Source organism: Nonomuraea africana (assembly GCF_014873535.1).
Lineage (GTDB): Bacteria > Actinomycetota > Actinomycetes > Streptosporangiales > Streptosporangiaceae > Nonomuraea > Nonomuraea africana.
The window spans coordinates 9,238,347-9,263,552 of the sequence record NZ_JADBEF010000001.1 but is presented as its reverse complement, the minus strand read 5'-3'; the positions used below and the strand labels follow the sequence as shown (position 1 = coordinate 9,263,552).

Genomic DNA, 25,206 nt, shown 5'->3' with positions numbered 1-25,206 from the left:
CCGATGGTCACACGTCCTCCTTGGAGACGCACGGCCTCCTTCACGCCGGCGATCAGCCACTGACTGCCTATGGCGTGGAGGTCTCGGGAGACTCGAGATATGTCTTGACTGTCCTATAGACGCGTCATATCGTGACGATACGCGACATATCTCGAAGGGGGATCGATGAGAGTACCTGTCCTGATCGTCGGCGCCGGCTACGCGGGACTGAGCGCGGCCACCATGCTCGCCTGGCGCGGCATCCCCGTCCTCCTGGTCGAACGGCACGCCGGCACCTCCGTCCAGCCCAAGGCCTTCGGCGTCAACACCAGGGCCATGGAGCTGCTGCGTCCCGTGCCGGGACTGGAAGAGGAGCTCGCCGGCATCCGGCAGGGCGTCGGGGACGGCATTCGCATCGCCGTCGCCTCCAGCCTCACCGATCCGGAGCCGAACGTGCTCTTCGACACCAGCGCCTCGCCCTTCCCCACGCATCTGTCCCCCGCCGCCGACCTCGGCGTGCCGCAGGCGGAGGTCGAGCGCGTCCTGCGCGCCAAAGCCGAGGAGCTGGGCGCCGACCTCCGCTTCTCCACCGAGTTCGTCTCCCTGGAGCAGGACGACGACGGCGTGACCGCGCTCATCCGCGCCGAGGACGGCACGGAGACGACCGTCCGCGCCGAGTACGTCATCGCCGCCGACGGCTACCGCAGCCCGCTCCGCGAGCAGCTCGGCATCCCGACCTCGGGCAAGGGCGTGCTGAACCACCTGCAGTCGATCATGTTCGACGCCGACCTCAGCACGCTGGTCAACGAGGACGAGGTCACCCTCTGGTACCTGCAGAACCCCGAGCTCACCGGCGTCTTCGTCATCGGCACCGGCGTCGGCGCGCACGTGCTGGGCGTCAGCTACGAGGGCGAGCCCGACCCCGACCACGAGAAGCTCGTACGGCTGGGCGTGGGCGTGCCCGATCTCGACGTCACCGTCCTCGACACGGCGACCTTCACCACCGCGCATATCCTCGCCGACCGCTACCGGGAGGGAAGAGTGTTCCTGGCGGGCGACGCCGCGCACACCATGCCCCCGACGGGCGGCCAGGGCGGCAGCACCGCGCTACAGGACGGCTGCGATCTGGCCTGGCGGCTCTGGCTGGTCATCACCGGCCAGGCGGGCCCCGGCTTCCTCGACTCCTACGACGCCGAACGCCGTCCGATCGGGGAGCTGACCGCCGACGCCCAACTCGCCAACCTGGGCTTCCGCCTGCCGCCCGCCCAGCGCGTCGACGACTACCCCGAACCGCTCGACGACCCGTTCGGGGCGCTGCTCGGCTACCGCTACCACTCCTTCGCGATCCTCCCCGAACTCGGAGAGGACGGCTCCCTTCTGGAGGATCCGCGCACTCCTCACGGACGTCCTGGCGGGCGAGCCGCGCACGTGGTGCTCGACTGGGACGGCCGTCCGATCTCCACGCACGACCTGTTCGGCTCGGGATTCGTGCTGCTGGCCGGGCCGTACGGGGAGGCGTGGGTCGAGGCCGGCCGCGCGGTGCGGGACCAGCTCAACGTACGGCTGGCGCCGCACAGGATCGGCGGTGAGCTGCTCGATGAGGAGGGGGTGTGGCTGGAGCGGTACGGGGTGACCAAGAGCGGCGCGGTCCTCATCCGGCCGGACGGCTTCATCGCCTGGCGCAGCATGAGCGCCGACCTGGACCCGGCGGCCACCCTGGAAAGGGTCCTCCTCCGCATCCTCGCCCGCACAGCCTGACCCCAGACACCCGCGCCACCGCGTCCCTAAGTCTCTATTAGAGACTCACTCGCTATATGCTGAGCGACATGGCCCGACAGCTGCGCGACCAGGACGTCACCTGCTCCATCGCCCAGGCCGCCGCCGTGGTGGGCGACTGGTGGAGCCTGCTGATCGTCCGCGAGGTCGCCCGCGGACACCGGCGCTTCGAGGATCTCCTCTCCGAGCTCGGCATCTCCCGAAAGATCCTGACCGAACGGCTGAAGCTCCTGGTCGACAACGGCGTACTGGAGCGCCGGCCGTACCAGACCAGCCCGATCCGGCACGACTACGTGCTCAGTGAGGTGGGCTCGGCCCTCACCCCGGTACTGATCTCGATGCAGGACTGGGCAGACCGATGGCTCGTCGGTGACGGAACGCTCACCGGGGTGTCCACGCCGGACAGCCCGCCGGCCCAGCGCGTCCACTCGCTGGTGGGAACACCGATCCCGCACCCGCTCACGCTCCCGGCGAGCGGCGGAGGAGAGCTGGAGGTGGTGGACCCGTCCCTGCCCACCGTCCTCTTCGCCTATCCCGCCACGGGCATGCCGACGCCGCTGCCACCCGGCTGGAACGAGGTGCCGGGAGCGGTCGGCTGCACGCTGGAGAACCGGCTCTTCAAGAACGTCGCGCCACAGTTCGCGGCGGAGGGGATCGCGATCCACGGGGTGAGCACGCAGCGACAGGACGAGCAGGCGGCGTTCGCGGAGATGGAGGGGATCCCGTTTCCGCTGCTGTCAGACGCGGATCTACGGCTGGCGGCGGCGCTGCGACTGCCGACCTTCCGACCGGGACAGACGCTGCGCCTCAAGCGACTCATCCTGGTGATGGACCCAACACGGGTGATCCGCCATGTGATCTTCCCTGTGGTGGACATCCCAGCGGCCGTGACAGAGGCCCACCAAGCCGCCCGCCGACTCACCAACGCCTAGCCCGCCCCTGAACACATCACGCCCAGCCGTGCCCCACCGTTCTCTTCGAACCACCAGGCCGCCGTCCCGACGCCACGGCCGCGCCCAAGCTGCCATCTCTCCCCGCAACACGCCCAAGACCGTGAGCACCCAAAGCTGTTCCTCGGCAGCCACGAGCGTCTCCAGGCGGGCACTGATGGTGTGGCTGTGTCAGGGGCCGGGGGCGAGGAGATCGTTTCTGCGGGCGAGCAGAGCCGTTCGCTCGGCCGACAGCTCGGCGCTGCGCCTGGCGATGGAGTCGACCGTCGTCCTCACCCACTGGGCCGCCTCCGCCACGGCGTCCCGCGTGCGGGTGATCCGCTGGTGCTTCAGGACGTCGGTGACGATGTTGTCGAAGAACGTGTCCACGAACCACCTCGTGTCCACCTGCGGCAACTGCGGGCTGACCGCCACCCCGATGTCGGCCAGTTCCCTCGCGAACACGTCCAGAGCCCGCTGCGCCCGCCAGGCCGCCTCGTCGGCCTGCTGCAACCGGTTCCGTTCGATCGAGTCGGCGACGTAGCCACCCCCGAGCATGTCCCACGTCGAAGCCCCACGCGCGCTGCTCAGCCTCTCGAGAACATGAGCGAGCTCCTCACCTGCCACCACTCCCGCCCTGTGGGCCTCGTCGTGTTCGCGGAGGTCGGCGGTCCGATCGCCCAACCGCCCCGCCAGCTCGGCGAGTTCCGTTCCCCTCGGGTCGCCGTCCAGTTCGATCAGGAGTCGCTCCTTCTCGCCCATCAGCCTCGCGTACTCCTCGACCGCGCCGGCCAACTCCATCCGCTCGGCGTCGATGCCCTCGAGGTCGCCTTCCAAGGCGGCCAGTCTGGCGCGCTGACCGTGCAGCCGTTGCCGCGCCGCTTCGACCTCGATCCTTTCCTGCGCCAGCCTCTCCTCTTTCGAGCCTGCCAGTTTCGCCAGGAAGCCCACGAAACCGCCCTCCAGGCGGGTCACGTCGCGTTCCTCCTCGGCCAAGCGGGCTTCCAGATCCGCGATCGCCTGCCGTACCTGCTGGATCTGGCCGGTGAGCGCACCGCGCTGCCGGGTCAGGTGCCCGAAGTACCGCGCACGTTCCTGGGCCACCCGCAGTTGCTCATCGATGCTCGCAAAATCCGTCATAGAGGCTACGACGACCAACTCCCCGCCATCGTTCCCCTCCCACCCGATCACCGCCCCACCAACCGAACCAGCTCACCAGATGCGAGAGGGCGGCCGAGAGCGGGCCGTAGACGGCTCGGCACTGGTTTCGGGGTCTCCACGGCCACCGCATGGCGGTATGTGGAGGAGACCGTGATGCTGCTGTCGGCCCGATCCCCCAAGCTTGGCCAGGCGTTACGGAAGGCGACGAAGGACGGGCTGCACCACCTGGTACTGGACGGGACGCTTATCCACACCGACCGGATCAAGGCAGACCGACCGTTCTACTCCGGCAAGCACCGCGTCCACGGGATGAACGTCCAGGTCATAGCCTCACCGGACGGCACCATCCTGTGGACCTTGGGAGCGCTGCCCGGCAAGGCGCATGACCTGACCGCTGCCCGAGTCTGGGGCATCCTGCGCGCGCTGGAACGGGCCGGGATCCTCACCACCAGGGCGCCGAAGGCCCGGTCATCACGCCCTACAAGGGCAGAAACAAACCCGAGTCGCAAAAGCAGGCCAACCGGGCACACGCGCGACTTCGCGCTATCAAGATCGCCACTTGATATCAAGTCACGAGGTTTCGTGACATGACGCCAGTCTCTCCGGTCAGTTTCACTGGATGCAGAACTGCTGAGAAATACGTGAGGCTCGAGATTGCATCACATGGCGCCACTGTCGCGATGTGAATCAGAAAGCCCGCGACTGGACTAACGCCCTGCCCTAGGGTCATTGCTTCATATGTGAAGGAGATACGCATGCAGACCATCGCCGTCGTCGTCGGACTCGCCCTAGTTGTTGGTGCAAATATTGCATATCCCTGGTATGCGTCGACTCGCAGCCAAGGGCTGCCTATACCATTCTTCTTCCTCCGGCTCACGTTTGTTCCGTGGGGGATAGATTTGGTTTACTACGCGATTATGGGTGTCGGTGCGGTTCTGATCCTCCTCCCCTCGCGGTTGCCGCTCGGTGTTGCTGCGTTCGTTTACGTGGCAGCAGTGCTTCTTCCATGGGAGCTGATGCGCCGCCGCCACAACCACCAGGTCTGCGGCAAACACTGAACCTTGGCCCGAGGTGACTCGAGCCCTCTGGACACGAACCCCGATCCGGCATCGTTGTCGGATCGGGGTTCGTGTCAATTGAGAACGTGATCAGTGCGCTGAAGGGCGTTTGAGTAGATGGAGCAAGATCGGCACGCTTCGATGGAAACAGCGGGGAGTCAACGCGATCAGTACTGTGAGCTGCCACTTTGCCGGTGGAGTAAGATCAGCGCGCTTCTTTGCTCGAAGCCTGTCTTACGGCTCGTCTTCGACGAGGCTCACAAACCGCCTACCTCCCCGTCGTGCCTTGATCCAGCCATCCTTCACCAGGACAGCAATGGCCTGTCGAACCGTGTTCCGGGAAGCGGCGTAGCGACGGCATAGCGTGGCCTCACTCGGTAGGACGGCTCCCGTCGGCAACTCGCTCTGCAGGTCTGTTCACAGAGATCATCGGCTATCGCTTGGTAGCGATAGCGGAGAGCTGCTGGACCGCCTTTGACCACGCGTCCCTTCGCCGGGATCACGGCAATCAGCCCTTCGCCTTACAAGAGCACGAGAGCGCGGCGGATGGTTGTTTGGGCTACGCCGAACTCTCGACACAACGCCGACTCGGAAGGCAACATGCCGCCTGCCGGATACTCGCTGGTCGCTATCCGCGTCCGCAGTAGGTCGGCAATCCGCCGAGACCATGGTCGCGCGATAAGGGATCACCTACCTCCGCGGGGCCAGCGTACCGCACCGTAACATCCCTATAACGTCGGATTCTGCGGGGATTCGGGCTACCAGGGCTTCTGGGGGATTCAGGCCGCGAGGCGGCGTTCGTTTCCGAGCGGGTGGACCGGTAGGGCTGCGGGGCCTGATGGCGAGCGATCCGGGTCGTCGGGCTCGAGAGGAGGCGCTGCGGCGCGACGGGGGCGGAGCGGGATGACCGCCGCCTTCAGGGCCGGGGGTGCTCCGGCGGCGGGACGGGGGCTCAGCGGGATGACTGACGCACCTGGGGTTCGGGTGGTCGCGGCGGTGGCGCCAGGGCGCGGAAGGGTGGCCACCGATTCCGGGGCCGAGGTCGACGCAGGGGCCGGATGAGGGCACGCGGCAGGGAGTGGACCCTTCGGAACGGCTGAAGTTTCCAAAGCCATCTCGCCGGAGGCGCGGCGAGGGTACATCGGGATGACCGTCGTTTCGGGAGTTGGGGTCGCAGGGGCCGACATCTCGGGCGCCGACGTCGAGGGGGCCGACGTCGAGGGGGGAGGCGGCCCGGAGGCGGACGGCCCGGAGGCGAGGGCCTCGGAGGCGAGGGTCTTAGGGGCCGACGCCTCGGAGACGGGCGGCGCGGAGAAAGGCGACGCGGAGGCGAGGGTCTTGGGGGCCCGCGCCTCTTGGATGGGCGGCGCGGGGGCGAGGTCTCGGGGGCCAGGGTTTCGGGGGTCGGTGCCTCGGGGGCACGGGATGGTCAGCTTGGTCCAGATGACCGCGGCCGAAAGAACGGCGCGCGGCCAGATGGTGCCGGACGCCTGGAGAACGGCGCGCGTCCAGGTGACGCCGGACAGTTGGAGATCGCCGGTTGCCCGGAGCACGCCCTTGGAGGGGAGGGCGGCGGCATGAGTGGGGGTGGGGCCGGGGAAGGCGATACGTGCCGGGTGGGTGCTCGGGCCTGGTCCGGGGCCGGACGGTGTGGGTGGGGCGGGGATATGACGCGGGGTGGGAGCCGTGAGGGTGCGACCGGGGGAAGGGGGCATCGGGGTCCTCCGAGGGGGCTGGGGGACCTCAGGATCGGGGATGGAGCGGTTGGTCGATCGTGGTGAACGGGATTCTGTGGATGCGGCGCGCGGGCCTGTGGATAGGCTTCGGGGTTGACAGAACATCATCCCGGAGACCATCACCGTGGGTAACGATTATGTGGTGATTTGCGCCTATTCGACCCGGCTTTGTTACGGAACATGACGCTCACGGCATCAGGTCTGCAACACTCTGCTGTGACCCCTTACCTCTGCTTGCGAAGTAATGCTTCATTTCTCCGCAAGAGTGGCTTGTGAAGTTTCAACCCCCAAGGAGTACGTCCGTGTCATCTGCACGCAGGGCCGGAAGGTTCCTGGCAGCGGCGACGGGAGCAGCGATCCTGCTGACGGCCTGCGGCGCTGCCGATAACGCACCCGCCGCCGACCCGTCGACCGCGCCCTCTGCTCCGGCCAGCGGCGCCGCCAATGCTTCGACGATCACCCACACGTTCGAGCAGGAGATCAGCTCGTACAACGCCGAGACGGCGGAAGAGTACTCCTCCAAGAACCACATCGTCCTGAACCGGATCCAGACGGACTTCTGGCACTTCGGCGCGGACGGCTCCGTCCAGCCCGACAAGGACATGGGCACCTACGAGAAGACCTCTGACGACCCGCTGACGGTGAAGTACACCATCAACCCGAACGCGGTGTGGTCCGACGGCAACGCGATCGCCTGTGACGACGTGATGCTCACCTACGCTGTCGCCTCCGGCAAGTTCCCCGAGTTCAGCTACATCAGCACGGACACGTGGGACAAGATCAAGATGCCGGACTGCGCGATCGGCGACAAGGAGGTGACGCTCAACTACACCAAGTCCTACGGTGACTGGGCGGCCGCCAACCTCATCCAGCTGCCGGCGCACATCGTCGCCCAGCAGGGTGGGCTCAGCGAGCAGGAGATGTTCGACGCCATCAAGGCCGAGGACCACGGCAAGCTCAAGAAGGCCGCCGAGTTCTTCAACAAGGGCTGGATCTTCAACGGCAAGCTCCCGGACAAGGCGCTCATCCCGTCCTCCGGCCAGTACGTGATCGACTCCTACTCCCCCGGCCAGTCCATCACCCTGGCGGCCAACGAGAAGTACTGGGGCGAGAAGGCCAAGACCGAGAAGATCGTCATCCGTTTCATCGCCCAGGACCAGCAGGTCCAGGCGCTGCAGAACGGCGAGACGAACATCATCGAGCCGCAGTCGAACCCGGACATCCTGGCTCAGGTCGAGGCGCTGCAGAACGTCACCGTGAAGACCGGTGAGCAGTTCCTGTACGACCACCTGGACTTCAACTTCAACAAGGGCCCGTTCAAGGACGCCAAGCTGCGCCAGGCCTTCGCGGCCTGCACCCCGCGTCAGCAGATCGTGGACAACCTGATCAAGCCGCAGAACCCGAACGCCGCCCCGATGAATGTTCGCAACATCGCGCCGTTCCAGCCGGGCTACGCCGAGGCCGTCAAGTTCGCCGGCTCCGAGAAGTACAACACCGTCGACCTCGAGGGCGCCAAGAAGCTGGTGGCCGACTCGGGCGTCAAGACCCCGATCAAGGTGAACATCGGCTACAACCAGCCGAACCCCCGCCGTACCCAGGTCGTCGAGCTGATCAAGGCCTCCTGCGACCAGGCCGGCTTCGAGGTCACCGACACCGGCAGCGAGAAGTTCTTCGACGACGCCGGTGACCTGGCCAACGGCAACTTCGACATCGCCCTGTTCGGTTGGGCCGGTTCGTCGCTGAACAGCGGCTGGACCTCCACCTACTACACGCCGAAGAAGTGCACCCCCTCGGCCAAGGGCAACAACAAGGGCTGCTACTCCAACAAGGAGTACGACAAGCTCGCCGACCAGGTCCTCGCGGAGACCGACCCCGCGAAGGTCGCCCCGCTGATCCAGCAGATCGAGAAGATCCTCTGGGACGACCTGGCGACGATCCCGCTGTACTCGCAGCCGGCTCTGTCCGCCTGGAGCTCGAACATCCAGAACGTCCAGCCCAACCCGAGCCAGGCCTCCATCACCTGGAACATGCACCAGTGGGCTGCTCAGTAAGCACGGCCAAGCCGCATAACTGACGCGGGGCACGGTCACCCGACCGGCCCCGCGTCAGAGCTGTACAACCCAAGTCGAACGTTGATCCGCCAGTCGAAGCCGCGCCCACGAGGCGCCGTGGCGGACCCGGCTTTCCGGCCAGAGCCCGGTCACCCCCCGCCATGGCGCCCGGAAGCCGTCACCTGCAGGAGGTCGGGGAATTGCTTGTATTCATCGCGCGTAGGCTCGCCATATCGAGCCTGACGCTGCTAGCCGCCACATTCATCATGTTCTTCCTGGTGGCTCTGTCGGGAGACCCGCTCGCCGACCTGCGCGAGAGCTCGCTCCCCGACGCTCCCAGGCTGATGGAGGCGCGCATTGCGGCCATGCATCTTGACGAGCCCATCCCCGTCCGCTATTTCTCCTGGCTGACCGGCATCTTCCAGGGCGATCTCGGGGTCAACAAGGCGGGCACCACGGTCTCCTCACTGCTCGCCGGCGCCATGTCGTCGACACTGAAGCTGGTCGTGGTCGCCACCGTGCTGGCCGCGGTGATCGGCATCGCGATCGGCATCGTCTCCGCGCTCCGCCAGTACAGCAGCTTCGACCACGGGATCACCTTCGCAGCATTCGTGTGCTTCTCGCTACCGGTTTTCTGGGTCGCGACGATGCTGAAGCAGTATGTGGCGATCGAGTTCAACGACTGGCTGAGAGACCCGTTCATCCCGGTTCCCATCATCCTGGCCGTCGCGCTGGGCGCGGGCCTGATCTGGGCGTCGGTCTACAACGGCGACAGGAAGGGCAAGCTGACCGCCTTCGGCATCGGCCTGGCCGTCACCGCCGTGATCCTCTTCGCCCTCTCCGCGAGTCGCTGGTTCGCCGACCCCGGCCTGGGCTTCCCGTTCATCCTCGTCGTGGGGCTGGCCACCGCGGCCGGCGTCGCCGCGCTGGTGGCGGGCGTCGAGCACCTGCAGCCGATGTACGCGGCGCTGGGCGCGGCGGGCGTCGGAGCGCTGCTCTACTACCCGCTCCAGCCCATGCTGATCGCCCCGAGCGTCCTCACCCTGCTCGGCCTCTTCGTCGTCGCCGGGCTGGTCAGCGCGGCCATCGGCTGGCAGTTCGGCGGACTCCTGCGCCGCCAGGCGATCCCGCTGGCCGTCTTCAGCGGCCTCTTCGTCGCCGCCATGATCTTCATCGACCGGCTGCTCGAGGCGTGGGACGGCTACGCCAGGGCGCTCAAGGGCCGCCCGGTGGCCACCATCGGGTCCGAGACGCCCAACTTCATGGGCAACTTCTGGCAGACCACGCTCGACTCCGGCATGCACCTGCTGCTGCCCACCCTGGCGCTGATCCTGGTGGGGCTGGCCAGCCACTCCCGCTACAGCCGCGCCAGCATGCTCGAGGTGATGAACCAGGACTACGTCCGTACGGCCCGCGCCAAGGGCCTGCCCGAGCGGACCGTCGTCATCAAGCACGCCTTCCGCAACGGCATGATCCCGATCACCACGATCCTCGCCCTCGACTTCGCCGGCGTCTTCGGCGGCGCGGTCATCACCGAGACGGTCTTCGGCTGGCGGGGCATGGGCAAGATGTTCGAGGTCGGGCTGAGGGAGGTCGACCCCATGCCGGTCATGGGCTTCTTCCTCGTCACCGGCACCGCCATCGTCGTGTGGAACATGCTCGCCGACATCGCCTACGCCTACCTCGACCCGCGGATCAGGCTGTCATGACGGAGAAGACCGAGATGACCATCAAGACGGAGCCGCCCGCGTCGAACGACGCGCAGGGCATGACGATCGTCGCCCGCACCCAGGGCCAGCTCGTCCGGCGCAGGTTCTTCCGCCACCGCGGCGCCCTCGTGGGCATGATCCTGTTCGGGCTCGTCTTCCTGCTGGCCTTCAGCTCCATCGGCTTCGGCCCGATCCCCGGCTGGTGGGACAAGCCGTGGACCGGCTCGGGCACCGTCGTGGACAGGGGCCGCCCTACGCTCAGCGTCATCCCCGAGTTCCTCGGCGGCGAGGGCATGCACCTGGGCGAGCACCCGTTCGGCCAGGACAACATCGGCAAGGACTACTTCGCGATGACCATGCGCGGCGCGCAGGTCTCGATCATCGTCGCGCTGACCATCGGCCTGGTCTCCACCGCCGTCGGCACCGTCCTCGGCGCCCTCGCGGGCTTCTTCCGCGGCAAGGTCGAGGCCGTCATCATGCGCTTCACCGACGTGATGATCACCATCCCGGTGCTGGTGATCGCCGCGGTCGTCGGCAGCGCCACCGGCAACCTGGGCCCGTACTTCATGGCCATCATGCTGGGGCTCATCACCTGGACCAGCGTCACCCGCCTGGTCCGCGGCGAGTTCCTCTCCCTGCGGGAGAAGGAGTTCGTCGAGGCCGCCAGGGCCGTCGGCACCTCGTCGATGCGGATCATCTTCAAGCACATCCTGCCGAACACGCTCGGTGTGATCATCGTCTCCGCCACGCTCGCCATCTCCTCGGGCATCCTGCTGGAGACGGCTCTGTCCTTCCTCGGCTTCGGCGTCAAGAGCCCCGACACCTCGCTCGGCCTGCTGATCAGCGACTACAAGAACGCCATGGTCACGCGCCCGTGGCTGTTCTGGTGGCCGGGTCTGTTCATCGTGGCCATCGCGCTGTCTGTCAACTTCATCGGGGACGGCCTGCGCGACGCCTTCGACCCTCGACAGAACAGGGTGCGTGACTGATGACCTCCGTACACATCGCCAAGCGGCTGTCGGAGGCCAAGCGCCCCGGCACCACCGAGGTGCTCAAGGTCGAGAACCTCCAGGTCAACTTCCCCACCGACGACGGCGTGGTCAAGGCCGTGCGCGGTGTCTCCTACACGGTGCACGAGCGTGAGGTGCTCGGCATCGTCGGCGAGTCCGGCTCGGGCAAGTCGGTCTCCTCGATGGCGGTCATGGGCCTGCTGCCCAAGAGCGCCAGGATCACCGGCAGCATCTCCTACCGCGGCGACGACATGCTCAAGATGTCCGAGCGCAAGCGGCGGAGCCTGCGGGGCAGGAAGATCGCGATGGTCTTCCAGGACCCGATGACCGCGCTGAACCCCGTCCACACGATCGGCGACCAGCTGGCCGAGGCCGTGCTGGCGCACGAGCTGGTGCCGTACAAGCAGGCGCTGGCGCGCGCCAAGGAGATGCTCGACCTGGTCGGCATTCCGCAGGCGGCGGCGCGACTGAAGTCGTACCCGCACGAGTTCTCCGGCGGCATGCGGCAGCGGGCGATGATCGCCATGGCGATCATCAACAACCCCGACGTGATCATCGCCGACGAGCCGACCACGGCTCTCGACGTGACCGTGCAGGCGCAGATCCTCGAGAAGCTGCTCGAGGTGAAGGACGCGGTCGACGCCGCCGTCGTGCTCATCACGCACGACCTCGGAGTCATCGCGGGCATGGCGCACCGGGTGCTGGTCATGTACGCCGGCAAGCCCGTCGAGATCGGCGACGTCGACACGGTGTTCAACACGCCGCGCATGCCGTACACCGCGGGTCTGCTCGGATCCATCCCCTCGCTGGAGACCTCGGGCGGCAGGCTGCGGCCGATCAAGGGCACCCCGCCCTCGCTGATCAACCTGCCCACGGGCTGCCCGTTCTCGCCGCGCTGCCCCATGGCCACCGAGGTGTGCACCACGAACGAGCCCTCCCTCGAGGAGACGGACGGCGGCGCGCACTACGCCGCGTGCCACCATTGGCCCAAACTGGCCGAAACGGCAGATCCGACCGCCATCTTCCGCACGAACAGCGAGACCACCTCATGAGCGAGAAACTGCTCGAGGTCAACGACCTCGTGATGAACTTCCCCGTTCGGGGGACCGGCTTCATGCGCCGCGTCGTCTCTCACGTGCAGGCGGTCAGCGGCGTCTCCCTCCACGTGGACAAGGGCGAGACCCTCGGCGTGGTGGGCGAGTCGGGCTGCGGCAAGTCGACGACGGGCCGGGCCATCCTGCAGCTCCACAAGCCCACCTCGGGCTCGGTGAAGTTCGCCGGCCAGGAGCTCACCTCGCTGCCGAACAAGGAGATGCAGGCCGTCCGGCAGAACATGCAGATCGTCTTCCAGGACCCCTACGCGTCGCTGAACCCCAAGATGCCGGTGAACGACATCATCGCCGAGCCGCTGAAGGTACACGGACGCTGGGGCAAGGACGGCCCGAAGCGGGTCGCCGAGCTGCTGAGGCTGGTGGGCCTGTCGCCCGAGCACGGCAACCGCTACCCGCACGAGTTCTCCGGCGGTCAGCGGCAGCGCGTCGGCATCGCGAGGGCGCTGGCCCTGGAGCCGAAGCTGCTGATCCTCGACGAGCCGGTGTCGGCGCTGGACGTGTCGGTGCAGGCCGGTGTGGTGAACCTGCTGGAGGACCTGCAGGACACGCTGGGCCTGGCGTACATGTTCATCGCGCACGACCTGTCGGTGGTTCGGCACATCTCCGACAGGGTGGCGGTGATGTACCTCGGGAAGGTCGTGGAGACGGGTCCGCGTGACGACCTGTACGACCGGCCCGCGCACCCGTACACGCAGGCGCTGCTGTCGGCGGCTCCCACGGCCAACCCGGCGGAGGAGCGGCAGCGGGAGCGGATCCTGCTGACCGGCGACGTGCCCTCGCCGATGGACCCGCCGAGCGGGTGCAGGTTCAGGACGCGGTGCTGGAAGGCGCAGGAGATCTGCGCGACGGAGGAGCCGGCGCTGGTGGACAGGGGGAACGGGCACCCTGTCGCGTGCCACTTCGCCGAGGTGAACACCAAGGTCGTCTGACCTTCTGGTTCTCGGGCCCCCGCCGGTTTCCGACCTGCGGGGGCCTTTCCGTTGCCGGAGGGCCAAGCCTCCTTTGGGGGACGCCTCGGGGCCTTTCCGTTGGCCGGAAGCCGGGCTTCTTTCAGGGAAGTCGGGGGCTGGGTTCTTTCGGGGAAGCCGGGGAAGGGCGTGAGGGGTCGAAGAGGGTGCGGTCAGAGACGGGACAAGCCCCCGCCTTGGTGGGCGAGGGCCTGTCCTGTGGGGGCGGCGGTTACTTGGTGAAGCCGACCGCGCTCCAGTCCTTCGTCGCGAAGCCGAAAGCGCCGTAGTTGGCCAGCGTCTTCTTGGTGGCGAAGATGCTCGGACGCTGGTACAGCGGGATCGTGTGCACCTCGTCCCAGATCAGCTTGTCGGCCTGGTTGCCCAGCTCGATGTACTTCGCCGGGTCCATCTCGCCCGCCGCCTGCTCGATCAGCGTGTCGAGCTCGGGCGAGCCGATGCGCGGGAAGTTGCTGCCGAAGTTGTCCTTGCTCGTCGGCTGCTTGTAGATCTGGGGCAGCGCGCCGTTCGGGAACGGCGTGCCGATCCACGAGAACGGCACCAGGTCGAAGTTGCCCGGCGTGACGTAGTCGTCGAAGAACTTGTCGTCGGGAACCGGCACGATCTTGACCCTGACGCCGACGTCCTTGAGCATCGCCTGGGTCAGCTCGCCCTCCTGCTTGGCCAGCGGGAGGGTCGCGGGGACGATGAAGCGCAGCTCGAGCTCCTTGCCGTCCTTCGCGCGGTACTCACCCTGCATCTTCCACCCGGCCGCGTCGAGCAGCTGCTTGGCCTTCTCGGGGTTGTACGTGCCCAGCTCACCCGAGTTGTCGACGTAGCCCTTGTGGGTGTTCATGTACAGGTGGTTGTTGAGCACCTGCACCGGCCAGTCGAGGTCCTTGAGGTCCGACTGGGTGATGGCCTCGCGGTTGATGCCCAGCAGGACGGCCTGGCGGACCGACTTGTCGGTCAGGTTCGGGGCCGAGCCGTTGACGGTGAGGTGCCGCCAGTTGGGCGCGGCGGCCTTGCGGATGTCGACGTCGGCGACGGCCTTGGCGCGCTTGAGGTCGGCGGCGCTGGGCGCGATCTCCATCGCGTCGAGCTCGCCGTTGGCGAAGGCGTTGACCGTGGCGCCCGAGTCGAGCGCGCGGAAGATCACCTTGTCCAGCTTGGCCTTCTGGCCCCACCACTTGTCGTCACGGACGAGCGTGATGGTCTTGGTGGTCTGGTCCATCTTCTCGACCTTGAACGGACCCGCGGTGACCGGGATCTTGTCGATCCAGGACTTGTTGAACGCGGTGGCGTCGGAGTTCGTGGAGGCGGGGGCGAGGGGGGAGAACATGCCCTGCCAGTCGGGGTACTGCTTGGAGAAGGTCACGACGACATCGTGGTCGGTCGCGCCCTTCTCCACCGACTCGACGCGGTCGTAGCCGTCGGTCGAGGAGACCTGGAACTTATCGTCCGAGCCGTTGAGCGCCTTCCACTGGGCGACGTAGTCCTTGTAGGTGATCGGCGTGCCGTCGGACCACGTGGCCTTGTCGTTGAGCTTGTAGGTGACGACCTGCTTGTCGCCCTTCAGCTCCAGCTTCCACTCGGTGACGAAGTCCGGGTTGTTGACCAGCTCGGCCTTGTCGTTGGCCTCGTAGATGGACGGCATGATGGCGTCGTAGACGTCGGAGACGTCCGCGTGCGTGCCGTTCACCTGGTTGTAGTTCCACTGCTGGTGCCACTGGGACAGCGCGAGGGTGATGGTGCCGCCGTCCTTGACCTGGTCGTAGGCGACCGGGTTGGTCGCGCTACCGGGGAGCGCGGCGGCCTGCTCCTGAGCGGCCTTGGCGCCTTCGGCAGTACCGGCGGCGGGCTTGTCCGACCCGCCACCGCAGGCGGCGAGGGCGAGAGCCAGCAGGGCCGCTCCAGCGGCGGCCTTGTAGCCAACAACCTTCACGAGTTCCTCACTTCGGGATAGTGGCAGGCGGCGCCGTGATCGTCGGCGTGCGCCAGCCGTACAACGGGGGGTTCTTCGGCCACGCACCTGGCGCGCTCGGGCTCGGGGAGCAGGGCGCGCTTGGGGCAGCGGGTATGGAAGCGGCAGCCCGTGGGGGGCTGCGCGGGACTGGGCAGGTCGCCTTCGAGGATGATCCTGCGGCGCGAGCGCTCCAGCCTGGGGTCGGGCAGCGGGATGGCCGACATCAGCGCCCTGGTGTAGGGGTGGGCGGGCGTGCCGTACACCTCGGCCACGGTGCCGATCTCCACGATCTTGCCGAGGTACATCACCGCGACGCGGTCGGCCAGGTGGCGGACCACGGACAGGTCGTGGGCGACGAACAGGTACGACAGGCCGAGCCTGGCCTTGAGGTCCTCCAGCAGGTTGATGACGCCGGCCTGGATCGACACGTCGAGCGCGGAGACCGGCTCGTCGAGGACGATCAGCTTGGGCTCCAGCGCCAGCGCGCGGGCGATGCCGATGCGCTGGCGCTGCCCGCCGGAGAAGTGCTGGGGGTATCGCTCGGCGTAGGAGGCGTCGAGGCCGACGAGGTCGAGCAGTTCGGCGACGCGGCCCTTGACGTCCTTGTGCCCGTGGGCGCGCAGCGGCTCGGCGAGGATGTCGCCGACCGGCATGCGCGGGTCGAGCGCGGCCATCGGGTCCTGGAAGACGATCTGCAGGTCGCGGCGGAGCTCCTTGCGCTCGGCCTTGGTCAGCGCGCCGCTGTCCTTGCCGAACACCACGACCCTGCCACCCTGGGCGGCCTCCAGCTGCATGATCTGCTGGAGCGTGGTGGTCTTGCCGCAGCCGGACTCCCCCACCAGCGCGAGGGTCTCGCCTCTGGCGATGTCGAAGCTGATGCCGTCCACGGCGTGCACGGTGCCGACGCGGCGCTTGAACACCGCGCCCTTCATCAGCGGGTAGTGCCTGACGAGGTCGTCGAGTTCGAGCACGGTCTCGCGGCTGCGCGTGCCCTGGGCGCGCGCGGCGACGATCTCGGGCGCGGGGAAGACGTCGACGCCCCTGAGCTTCTTCAGGTCGATCTCGTGCGAGCGGATGCACGCGATCCTGCGCTCCCCCACCTCGACGAGCTCGGGCTCGGCGTCGTCGCAGGCGGCCACCTTCAGCGGGCAGCGCGGCGCGAACGGGCAGCCGGGCGGCAGCGCCGCGGGCGAGGGCGGGCTGCCCTCGATGGGCACCAGGCGCTGGCTGTCCTGGTCGAGCCGCGGGATCGAGGCCAGCAGCCCCATCGTGTACGGCATGCGCGGCTCGTAGTAGATCTCCTCGACCGTGCCCTGCTCGACCGGCTTGCCGGCGTACATCACCAGCACCCTGTCGGCCAGCCCCGCCACCACGCCGAGATCGTGGGTGATCATGACGATGCCCGCGCCGGTCTCCTTCTGCGCGGTCTTGAGCACTTCGAGCACCTGCGCCTGGATGGTGACGTCGAGCGCGGTGGTGGGCTCGTCGCAGATCAGCACGTCGGGGTCGTTGGCGATGGCCATCGCGATCATAGCGCGCTGCCGCATGCCGCCGGAGAACTCGTGCGGAAAGGCCTTGGCGCGCACGTCGGGGTGCGGGATGCCGACCAGTTCCAGCAGCTCGACCGCCTGCCTGGCGGCCTGCTCCGTGGAGACCTTCTGGTGGACGCGGACCGCCTCCGCGATCTGGTTGCCGATCGTGTAGACGGGCGTGAACGCCGACAGCGGATCCTGGAAGATCATGCTGATCGACTTGCCGCGCCGCTTGAGGATCTCCTGCTCCGGCATGCCGAGCAGCTCCTGGCCGTGCAGCTTGACCGAGCCGGTGACCTCCGCGCCGGCCGGCAGCAGGCCCATCACGGCCAGCGAGGTCACCGACTTGCCCGAGCCCGACTCGCCCACGATGCCGAGGACCTCGCCCCTGCCGACCTGGTAGGAGACGCCCCTGACGGCCTTGACGCCGCCGCGGAAGGTCACGGTGAGGTCGTTCACCTCGAGGATCGTCATGAGGTGCTCCCCGGGTCGAGGGCGTCGCGCAGTCCGTCGCCGATGAGGTTGATGAACAGGACCAGCAGGACCAGCAGGCCGGCGGGGAAGAGGAACAGCCACGGGTAGCTGATCGCCGTGCTCCCGCCGCCCGCCGAGATCAGCGTGCCGAGCGACACGTCCGGCGGCCTGACGCCGAACCCGAAGTACGACAGCGCGGTCTCGCCGATGATCGCGCCGCTCACGTTCATGGTGGCGTCGATGATCAGCAGGGACGACATGTTCGGGACCACGTGCCGGAAAATGATCTTCCAGTCGGGGATGCCCATGTAGCGCGCGGCGAGCACGTACTCCCGCTCGCGCAGGGAGAGCGTCATGCTCCTGACGACGCGCGAGGTGATCATCCAGGAGAAGGCGGCCAGCAGCACGACGAACATCAGCCAGCTGCCGCTCTCCAGCCGTGGCGAGATGACCGCGATGATCAGGAAGCTCGGCAGGACGAGCAACAGGTCGGTGCCCCACATGAGGATCTTGTCGAGCTTGCCGCCGAAGTAGCCGGCGAAGGCTCCGACGAGCGCGGCCAGACCGGTGGAGATGAGCGCGACCAGGAAGCCGATGAGGATCGACTTCTGCATGCCGCGCAGCGTCACCGCGAACATGTCCTGGCCGATCTGGGTGGTGCCCCACCAGTGGTCGGCGCCGGGCGGCGTGAGAAAGGCGGTGAAGTCCTTCTTCTCCCAGTGGTACTGGCCGAAGAGAGGGCCGAGGTAGGCCAGCGCGAGCAGCGCCAGCACACCGACCAGGCCGACGACGACCTGCGGCTTGGCCATCACCCGGCGCAGGACGACCTTGGAACGCATGTCTAGCTCACCCGCACTCTCGGGTCGAGCGCCGCGACGAGCAGGTCGGACAGGACCCCTGCCACGAGCACGCAGACGGCGGCGAACAGGGCGACGGCCGCGACGGCGTTGGTGTCGTTGTGCTGGATGGAGTCCACCAGCCACTCGCCCATGCCGTGCCAGCCGAAGATCTTCTCGGTGAAGGTGGCCCCCGTCAGCATCGTGCCGAAGGCGAAGGCGAAGTAGGTCGCCGCGGGCACGAGGGCGGTGCGCAGCGCGTGCTTGACCAGCGCCGTCCTGCGGCTGAGGCCCTTGGCCTGCGCGGTGCGGACGAAGTCCTGGCCGAGCACGTCCAGCATCATGTTGCGCTGGATGCGGCTGTAGAAGGCGATCTGCCCGAGACAGAGCGAGATCGTCGGCAGGATCAGGTGGTTGAGCCTGTTGAGCAGCTCGTCGATGCCGCTGAGCGCCGGGTTGTACTCACCGGTGTACTCGATCAGCGTGTGGCCGACGGCGTTGTTGAGCCCGGTGGCGCCCATGCTCAGCAGCGTCGCCAGCACGAAGACCGGCACCGCCATGATGACGAACGAGGCCACGCCGATCGTTCTGTCGCTGATGCGGTACTGCCTGATCGCGGCGAAGGCGCCCACCGCGACCCCGAGCGCGGATCCCAGCAGCGTGCCGATCAGCAGCAGCCGCAGGCTCACCCCCACGCGCTGACCCATCTGCTGGTTGACCGAGCCGCCGTCCCAGGTCTTGCCGAAGTCGCCCCGGACCAGGCCGGACACCCAGGTGCCGTACCGCTCGAGCAGGGGCGTCTTGTCGTTGAGGTTGTACTCGCTCAGCGTGCTGTCGACGACCCCCACCGGGATGGGCGGCTGGCGGCCCGTGTAGTTGGCGCGAGGGTTGAGGCTGCCGGCGGCCAGCAGGTACGCGAGACTCGCGGCGATGGCCACCAGGATGACGCTCGACAGCAGCCTGCGCAGCAGGTACTTGCCCATTGCCCTCCGTTCGGACGAACGGGGGCCGGGCAGCCTGAAGGAAGGGTCGCCCCCGCGACGAGAAAGCCGTGACCGTCCCTTGAGAGGGGCTTGACGGCACGTCGCAGGTTATCGGGCTGTCCGTATTACGGGTTCATCTCGGACCGGTAGATCACGAGGGTCTGACCGGGCAGTCTGATCCAGTCTCTACCTGCGGTAACACCCTCATCAGAGGCCAGCAGAACGGCCCCCATCGGAACAGTCAACGTCACAGAATCCGGACAAAAATTAACCATCACGCACAGTGACGATCGATGCACCTTGAGCCATCGCGCGGCCTCGTCGAACTCGACGCGCACCCGGTCCATGCGGGGGTCGGTGAGCTCGGGCAGGGCCTTGCGCAGCGCGATCAGATCGCGGTACCAGCACAGCAGCGACCAGTGCTCCTCGTCCTTGAGCTCGCTCCATTCGAGCTTGGCGCGCAGGAAGGTGTCCTCGTCCGAGGGGTCCGGCGCGATCCAGTCGTAGCCGAAGCCCTCGAACTCGCGCGCCCTGCGCTCGGCCTCGCCCTCGCGCAGCGCCGCCTCGACGTGGTCGGTGAAGAACGGGAACGGCGTGCGCGCGCCCCACTCCTCCCCCATGAACAGCATGGGCGTGAACGGCGAGGTCAGCAGGAGCCCCGCGCCCAGCTTCAGCGCGGTCATCGGCAGCCGGTCACCCGCGGGCCGGTTGCCGACCTGGTCGTGGTTCTGCAGGCAGCACACCATGCGGTAGCCGGGGATCCCGCGCGGAGGGGCCCCGTGCGAGCGCCCGCGGAAGCTCGAGTAGCCTCCGTCGTGGACGAAGCCGTTGGTGAGGGCCTTGGCCAGCGCCTCCATCGAGGCGAAGTCGGCGTAGTAGCCGTGCCGCTCCCCCGACACGGCCGTGTGCAGCGCGTGGTGCACGTCGTCGTTCCACTGCGCGGTCATGCCCAGGCCGCCCGCCTCCAGCGGGGTGATCATGCGCGGGTCGTTGAGGTCCGACTCGGCGATCAGCGTCAGCGGCCGGCCCACGGAGCAGGCCAGGGCGTCCACCTCGGCGGCCAGTTCGGCCAGCAGGTGGACGGCGCGGCGGTCGTGCAGGGCGTGGACGGCGTCGAGCCGCAGCCCGTCGATGTGGTAGTCGCGCAGCCACTGCAGCGCGTTGCCGATGAAGTAGCGCCTGACCTCGTCGGAGTCGGGCCCGTCGAGGTTCACCGCCTCACCCCAGAAGCTCCCCGCGTGCCCCGAGAAGTACGGGCCGAAGGGATGCAGGAAGTTGCCCGAGGGACCGAGGTGGTTGTAGACGACGTCGAGGATGACGCCCAGGCCCGCGCGGTGGCAGCCGTCGACGAACTCCTTGAGCCCGTCGGGCCCGCCGTAGGTCTCGTTCACCGCGTAGAGGTCGACGCCGTCGTAGCCCCAGTTGCGCCCGCCGGGCACGGGGGCGACCGGCATGAGCTCGACGAAGTCGACGCCGAGCTCGACCAGGTGGTCGAGGCGGTCGAGCGCCGCGACGAAGGTGCCGTCGGCCGTGAAGGTGCCCACGTGCAGCTCGTAGATGATCGAGCCGCGCAGGTCCCGGCCCGTCCACGCGTGGTCGCTCCAGGTGAAGCGGGCGTGGTCGTAGACGCGGCTGGGCCCGAAGATCCCTTCGGGCTGCCGGCGGGATCGGGGGTCGGGGTAGGGGCCCTGGCCGTCGACGAAGTAGCGGTAGTCGGTGCCGTGGCCGGCCTCCGGCGCTTCCACCGACCACCAGCCGTTGTCCCTGCGTCGCAGTGGCCGCCGGCTGTCCGGCAGTGAGAGCTCGATGGAGGTCGCTCGGGGCGCCCAGACCTCAAAGATCATGTCTCTCCAGGAGTGCGACGGGGTGGCGGCTGAGCAGGTGTGCGAGGGGGGTGCGGCCGCTGTACAGGCCGCCGGTCAGCAGGTCTCGCCAGCTGCCGTGGGGCAGGGCGAGCGAGGCCGCACCCCAGCCGCCGCGGGCGGCCAGCCGTACGGGCAGGCGGGTCGCCACGGCCACCGCGCGCCCCCTGCCGAAGGCGATCGCGTGCTCGGCGGCCTCGCCCTCCGCGGCCATCGGCTCGTACGGCGCGCCGTGGCCGAGCCTGCGGCGCAGCCGCAGCGCCTGGGTGGTGACCAGCACCTTCGCCGCGTCCCACGGCGAGTCGGCGGCGCAGGGGAAGGTGACGGGCCGCCGGTTGTCCGGGTCGACCAGGGAGAAGTCGGTCCGCTCGGTGCCCTGGTAGACGTCAGGCACGCCCGGCATCATGAGCTGGACCAGCTTCTGGCCGAGGGAGTTGGCGACGGCGTGGCGGTCGACGAGGGCGGTGAAGTCGCCGATCGGCAGCTCGACCGCCTTGCGGGCGAAGGCGCGCAGCCCCTCCTCGTAGGCGGGGTCGGGGGCGACCCACGAGGTAGCGGTCTTGGCCTCGCGCGCGGCCTTGAGCAGGTAGTCGGTGAAGCGCTCCACGGAGATCGGCCAGACGGCCATGAGCGTCTGCCAGGCCAGGTAGTCGAGGCGCGGGTCGAAGGACACCTGCTCCGACCAGCCGCGCACCGCCTCCGCCCACTCCGCGGGCAGCTCCGACAGCACCTGGAGGCGGGCGCGCACGTCCTCCGAGCGTTTGGTGTCGTGGGTGGACAGCGTGGTCATCGTGAAGGGGGACATGCCGGCGCAGTAGTCGTGGAACTCCGCCACCGGCACGCCGAAGCGGTCGGGCTCGCCGCCCACCTCGTTCAGGCAGGCCAGCGGATACCAGCGGTAGAGCGCGGTGTCCTCCACGCCCTTGGCCATGACGGGGCCGCAGGTCTGCTGGAAGCGGATGATCGCCTCGGGCGAGCCGTACAGGACGGCTCGCGCGGTCTCGGGGTTCGGCGCGGCCGACTCCACGATCTGGCGCGCCAGGGGATCCACCGGCTCCCCCGGCGTGACGTAGGCCCGGTAGACGGGCATCCGCACCAGCAGGTCGGTGAGGTCCTCGACGGAGGCGCCCGCGACGCGGGCCAGGCGATCGACCTCGGAGCGGAAGAACAGGTCGATCACCTCGCGCTTCGCCTGCGCCATCACGGCGTGGTAGTCGGCGTCCTGCCCGGTCATCCGGGTGAACAGCTCGACCAGCGGCGCCCTGCCCTCGGGGTCGACGAACAGCCCGTTGACGCGGTTGAGCGCGTCGTAGCCCGTCGTGCCGTCGCACGCCCAGTCGCCCGGCAGCCGCTCGTCGCCGATGAGGATCTTCTCCACCACCGTCCAGACGCCGCCGGTCCTGTCCCTCAGCATGTCGAGGTAGCGTCGCGGGTCGGCCAGCCCGTCGGGGTGGTCCACCCGCAACCCCTCGACCAGGCCCTCGTCCAGCAGCCAGAAGATGACCTCGTGCGTGGCGAAGAACACCGCGGGGTCCTCCACGCGCAGCCCGATCAGCGACGAGACGTCGAAGAAGCGCCGGTAGCCGGGCCCCTCCCGCCAGTCGACGACGGTGTAGTGCTCCGACTGCGGCAGGTCGTCGGCGAAGCGGTGCACGATCACCTTGCCGTCGCGCCACTCGATGTCGAACCAGTCCGCGTACGGCGAGGCCGCCCCCTCCTCGAGCACGGACAGGAACTGCGCGTTGGCGGTGTTCATGTGGTTGGGCACGATGTCCACCACGACGGCCAGATCGTGCGCGGCCAGCGCCTCGGCCATCTCGCGGAATCCCTTGGCCCCGCCGAACTCCTCCCTGATCTTGGAGTGGTCGATGACGTCGTAGCCGTGCCGGGAGTTCGGCACCGCCTGCAGCACCGGCGACAGGTAGACATGACTGACGCCGAGGTCGCGCAGGTAGGGGGCGATCCCCGCCACCTCGGCGAAGCCGAAGTCGGGGGTCAGCTGGACCCGGTAGGTCGAGATCGGCCTAGACACCGCGCAACACCCGCATCGAACGTCCCGGCACCTTGAGTCCGTCTCCCGCCCTGCGGATCCTGGTGTCCAGCATGATCGGCATCGCGGTGTCGATCTCGGTCAGCCACATCTCGCCGTAGTCCTTCGGGATCGTGAACTTGATGGTGTCGTGGTGAGCGTTGAACAGCACGAGGAACGAGTCATCGACGATGGGTCTGCCCCTCTTGTCCGGTTCGGTGATCGCCTTGCCGTTGAGGAAGACGGCCAGCGACCTGGCGTAGCCGACGTTCCAGTCGGCGTCGGTCATCACCTCTCCCGAGGGGGTCAGCCAGGCCATGTCGTAGAAGAAGCGCCTGCGCCTGAACACCGGATGCTCCCTGCGCAGCTTGGCCAGGCGCTGGGTGAACTCCAGCAGCAGCCAGTTGTGCCGCACGTCCGACCAGTCGACCCAGGTCACCTCGTTGTCCTGGCAGTAGCCGTTGTTGTTGCCCTTCTGGGTGCGGCCGATCTCGTCGCCGTGGGAGAGCATCGGCACGCCCTGCGAGAGGAAGAGCGTGGTCAGGAAGTTGCGCTTCTGCTGCTCGCGCAGCGCCTCGGTGCCGGCGTCCCACGAGCGGTTGTCGTCGGTGCCGTCCCTGTTGTCCTCGCCGTTGGCCTCGTTGTGCTTCTCGTTGTAGGAGACCAGATCGTGCAGGGTGAAGCCGTCGTGGCAGGTGACGAAGTTGATGGAGGCGGCGGGACGGCGGCTGTCGTTCTGGTAGAGATCGCTCGATCCGGTGAAGCGCGAGCCGAACTCAGGCAGCGTGGCGGGCTGGCCCCGCCAGAGGTCCCTGATCGTGTCGCGGTACTTCCCGTTCCACTCGGTCCATCGGGCGGGGAAGTTGCCGACCTGGTAGCCGCCCGGCCCGACGTCCCACGGCTCGGCGATGAGCTTGACCCGCGACAGCACGGGGTCCTGCTGCACCAGGTCGAAGAAGGCCGAGAGGCGGTCCACCGCGTGCAATTCGCGGGCGAGGGTGGCGGCCAGGTCGAAGCGGAAGCCGTCCACGTGCATCTCGGTGACCCAGTAGCGGAGCGAGTCCATGATCATCTGGAGCACCTGGGGCGAGCGCATGAACAGGCTGTTGCCGGTGCCCGTGGTGTCCATGTAGTAGCGCGGGTCGCCGTCCACCAGCCGGTAGTAGGTGGCGTTGTCGATCCCCTTGAACCCGAGCGTGGGCCCCAGGTGGTTGCCCTCGGCGGTGTGGTTGTAGACCACGTCGAGGATGACCTCGATGCCCGCCTCGTGCAGGCTCCTGACCATGGCCTTGAACTCCAGCACCTGGCCGCCGCGCTGCCCCTGGCTGGAGTAGCGGTTGTGCGGCGCGAAGAAGCCGCTGGTGTTGTAGCCCCAGTAGTTGCTCAGCCCCCGCTCCTCCAGGTGCTGGTCGGTGACAAACTGGTGGACCGGCATCAGCTCCAGCGCGGTCACGCCCAGCTTGGTGAGGTGGTCGAGGATCTCGGGGTGGCCGAGCGCCGCGTAGGTGCCGCGGATCCGCTCGGGGATCTTCGGGTGCGCGATCGTCAGCCCGCGCACGTGCGCCTCGTAGATCACCGTGTCGTGGTACGGCGTGGCGGGCGGCCGGTCGTGTCCCCACCCGAAGAACGGGTTGATGACGATCGAGCGCGGGACGAAGGGGGCGGAGTCGTCGGGGTTGGGGCTGTCCCCGTCGTACAGGGACTTGTCCCAGGTGATGCCGCCCTCGATCGCCTTCGCGTACGGGTCGAGCAGGAGCTTGGCGGGGTTGCAGCGCTGCCCTCTGGCCGGGTTGTAGGGGCCGTGGACGCGGTAGCCGTACCGCTGGCCGGGGCCGACGCGCGGCAGGTAGCCGTGCCAGACGAACCCCTCGACCTCGGTGAGCGGCACCCTGGTCTCGACCTGGTCGTCGTCGAACAGACAGAGCTCGACCCGGTCGGCGGCCTCCGTGAAGAGCGCGAAGTTCGTGCCCGCGCCGTCGTAGGTCGCGCCGAGGGGGTAGGGCTCTCCCGGCCAGATCTCGATCATCGAGGCTCCCTTGCGCTCTGGCCCCCATGT

General features: G+C 68.0%; 18 protein-coding genes and 1 pseudogene. 9 read left to right on the top strand and 10 right to left on the bottom strand.

Features of this window, described 5'->3' with window-relative positions; translation table 11 throughout:
- Positions 1-165 precede the first annotated feature (165 nt).
- Positions 166-1,737 carry an FAD-dependent monooxygenase gene (locus tag H4W81_RS44290; RefSeq protein WP_192780264.1) on the top strand — a complete coding sequence of 524 codons (1,572 nt, stop codon included), beginning with the start codon at positions 166-168 and terminating at the stop codon, positions 1,735-1,737.
- A 68-nt stretch (positions 1,738-1,805) separates the two neighbouring features.
- Positions 1,806-2,687, top strand: coding sequence for a winged helix-turn-helix transcriptional regulator (locus tag H4W81_RS44285; protein WP_192780263.1), 882 nt, complete (start codon positions 1,806-1,808; stop codon positions 2,685-2,687).
- 189 nt (positions 2,688-2,876) lie between these two features.
- Here the strand turns inward: H4W81_RS44285 and H4W81_RS44280 are convergent, their stop codons facing one another.
- The gene (locus H4W81_RS44280; RefSeq protein ID WP_192780262.1) at positions 2,877-3,824 is read right to left on the bottom strand and encodes a hypothetical protein; all 948 of its coding nucleotides are present in this window, start codon (positions 3,822-3,824) and stop codon (positions 2,877-2,879) included.
- A 114-nt stretch (positions 3,825-3,938) separates the two neighbouring features.
- On the opposite strand from H4W81_RS44280, the pseudogene H4W81_RS44275 reads away from it, so the two are divergent.
- Both H4W81_RS44275 and H4W81_RS44270 read left to right on the top strand, forming a co-directional pair.
- Positions 3,939-4,387 (top strand): annotated as a pseudogene (locus H4W81_RS44275) (transposase family protein); the annotation flags it as partial.
- A gap of 213 nt (positions 4,388-4,600) precedes the next feature.
- Positions 4,601-4,903: a hypothetical protein gene (locus H4W81_RS44270; protein WP_192780260.1), complete on the top strand. Its 303-nt coding sequence runs from the start codon at positions 4,601-4,603 to the stop codon at positions 4,901-4,903.
- Positions 4,904-5,137: 234 nt separating this feature from the next.
- On the opposite strand, the gene H4W81_RS50310 is transcribed toward H4W81_RS44270, so the two are convergent.
- Both H4W81_RS50310 and H4W81_RS50305 read right to left on the bottom strand, forming a co-directional pair.
- A complete protein-coding gene (locus tag H4W81_RS50310; RefSeq protein WP_225959083.1) occupies positions 5,138-5,302 on the bottom strand; it encodes a GntR family transcriptional regulator in 165 nt (54 codons plus the stop codon).
- 122 nt (positions 5,303-5,424) lie between these two features.
- On the bottom strand, positions 5,425-5,559 hold the full coding sequence (locus H4W81_RS50305) for a GntR family transcriptional regulator (protein ID WP_397126133.1): 135 nt from the start codon (positions 5,557-5,559) through the stop codon (positions 5,425-5,427).
- A gap of 1,382 nt (positions 5,560-6,941) precedes the next feature.
- Between H4W81_RS50305 and H4W81_RS44255 the strand changes: the two genes are divergently transcribed.
- The 5 genes from H4W81_RS44255 to H4W81_RS49690 all read left to right on the top strand — a co-directional run bounded on the left by H4W81_RS44255 (position 6,942) and on the right by H4W81_RS49690 (position 13,450).
- Positions 6,942-8,690: an ABC transporter family substrate-binding protein gene (locus tag H4W81_RS44255; RefSeq protein WP_192780259.1), complete on the top strand. Its 1,749-nt coding sequence runs from the start codon at positions 6,942-6,944 to the stop codon at positions 8,688-8,690.
- Positions 8,691-8,956: 266 nt separating this feature from the next.
- Positions 8,957-10,399 carry an ABC transporter permease subunit gene (locus H4W81_RS44250; RefSeq protein ID WP_475717188.1) on the top strand — a complete coding sequence of 481 codons (1,443 nt, stop codon included), beginning with the start codon at positions 8,957-8,959 and terminating at the stop codon, positions 10,397-10,399.
- Between the two features lie 14 nt (positions 10,400-10,413).
- A complete protein-coding gene (locus tag H4W81_RS44245) occupies positions 10,414-11,388 on the top strand; it encodes an ABC transporter permease (protein ID WP_192780257.1) in 975 nt (324 codons plus the stop codon).
- Positions 11,388-12,461 (top strand): ABC transporter ATP-binding protein, encoded by a 1,074-nt coding sequence (locus H4W81_RS49695; RefSeq protein WP_192780256.1) that lies wholly within the window; start codon positions 11,388-11,390, stop codon positions 12,459-12,461. The genes H4W81_RS44245 and H4W81_RS49695 overlap by 1 nt, the downstream gene beginning before the upstream one ends.
- Positions 12,458-13,450, top strand: coding sequence for an ABC transporter ATP-binding protein (locus H4W81_RS49690; RefSeq protein ID WP_192780255.1), 993 nt, complete (start codon positions 12,458-12,460; stop codon positions 13,448-13,450). Before H4W81_RS49695 ends, H4W81_RS49690 begins: the two co-directional genes overlap by 4 nt.
- 250 nt (positions 13,451-13,700) lie before the next feature.
- On the opposite strand, the gene H4W81_RS44230 is transcribed toward H4W81_RS49690, so the two are convergent.
- The 7 genes from H4W81_RS44230 to glgX form a co-directional block, all read right to left on the bottom strand.
- Complete coding sequence (locus H4W81_RS44230) at positions 13,701-15,413, bottom strand: ABC transporter family substrate-binding protein (RefSeq protein WP_192780254.1); 1,713 nt, start codon at positions 15,411-15,413, stop codon at positions 13,701-13,703.
- Complete coding sequence (locus H4W81_RS44225; protein WP_192780253.1) at positions 15,410-17,440, bottom strand: dipeptide ABC transporter ATP-binding protein; 2,031 nt, start codon at positions 17,438-17,440, stop codon at positions 15,410-15,412. The genes H4W81_RS44230 and H4W81_RS44225 overlap by 4 nt, the downstream gene beginning before the upstream one ends.
- Positions 17,437-18,279: an ABC transporter permease gene (locus H4W81_RS44220; protein WP_192780252.1), complete on the bottom strand. Its 843-nt coding sequence runs from the start codon at positions 18,277-18,279 to the stop codon at positions 17,437-17,439. Before H4W81_RS44220 ends, H4W81_RS44225 begins: the two co-directional genes overlap by 4 nt.
- Before the next feature lie 2 nt (positions 18,280-18,281).
- Positions 18,282-19,259, bottom strand: coding sequence for an ABC transporter permease (locus tag H4W81_RS44215; protein ID WP_192780251.1), 978 nt, complete (start codon positions 19,257-19,259; stop codon positions 18,282-18,284).
- Positions 19,260-19,384: 125 nt separating this feature from the next.
- On the bottom strand, positions 19,385-21,103 hold the full coding sequence (treZ, locus tag H4W81_RS44210; protein ID WP_192780250.1) for a malto-oligosyltrehalose trehalohydrolase: 1,719 nt from the start codon (positions 21,101-21,103) through the stop codon (positions 19,385-19,387).
- Entirely contained in the window at positions 21,093-23,153 is a 2,061-nt protein-coding gene (treY, locus tag H4W81_RS44205; RefSeq protein WP_192780249.1) for a malto-oligosyltrehalose synthase, read from the bottom strand. Before treY ends, treZ begins: the two co-directional genes overlap by 11 nt.
- Positions 23,146-25,176, bottom strand: coding sequence for a glycogen debranching protein GlgX (gene glgX / locus H4W81_RS44200; RefSeq protein WP_192780248.1), 2,031 nt, complete (start codon positions 25,174-25,176; stop codon positions 23,146-23,148). Before glgX ends, treY begins: the two co-directional genes overlap by 8 nt.
- Positions 25,177-25,206: the final 30 nt, after the last annotated feature.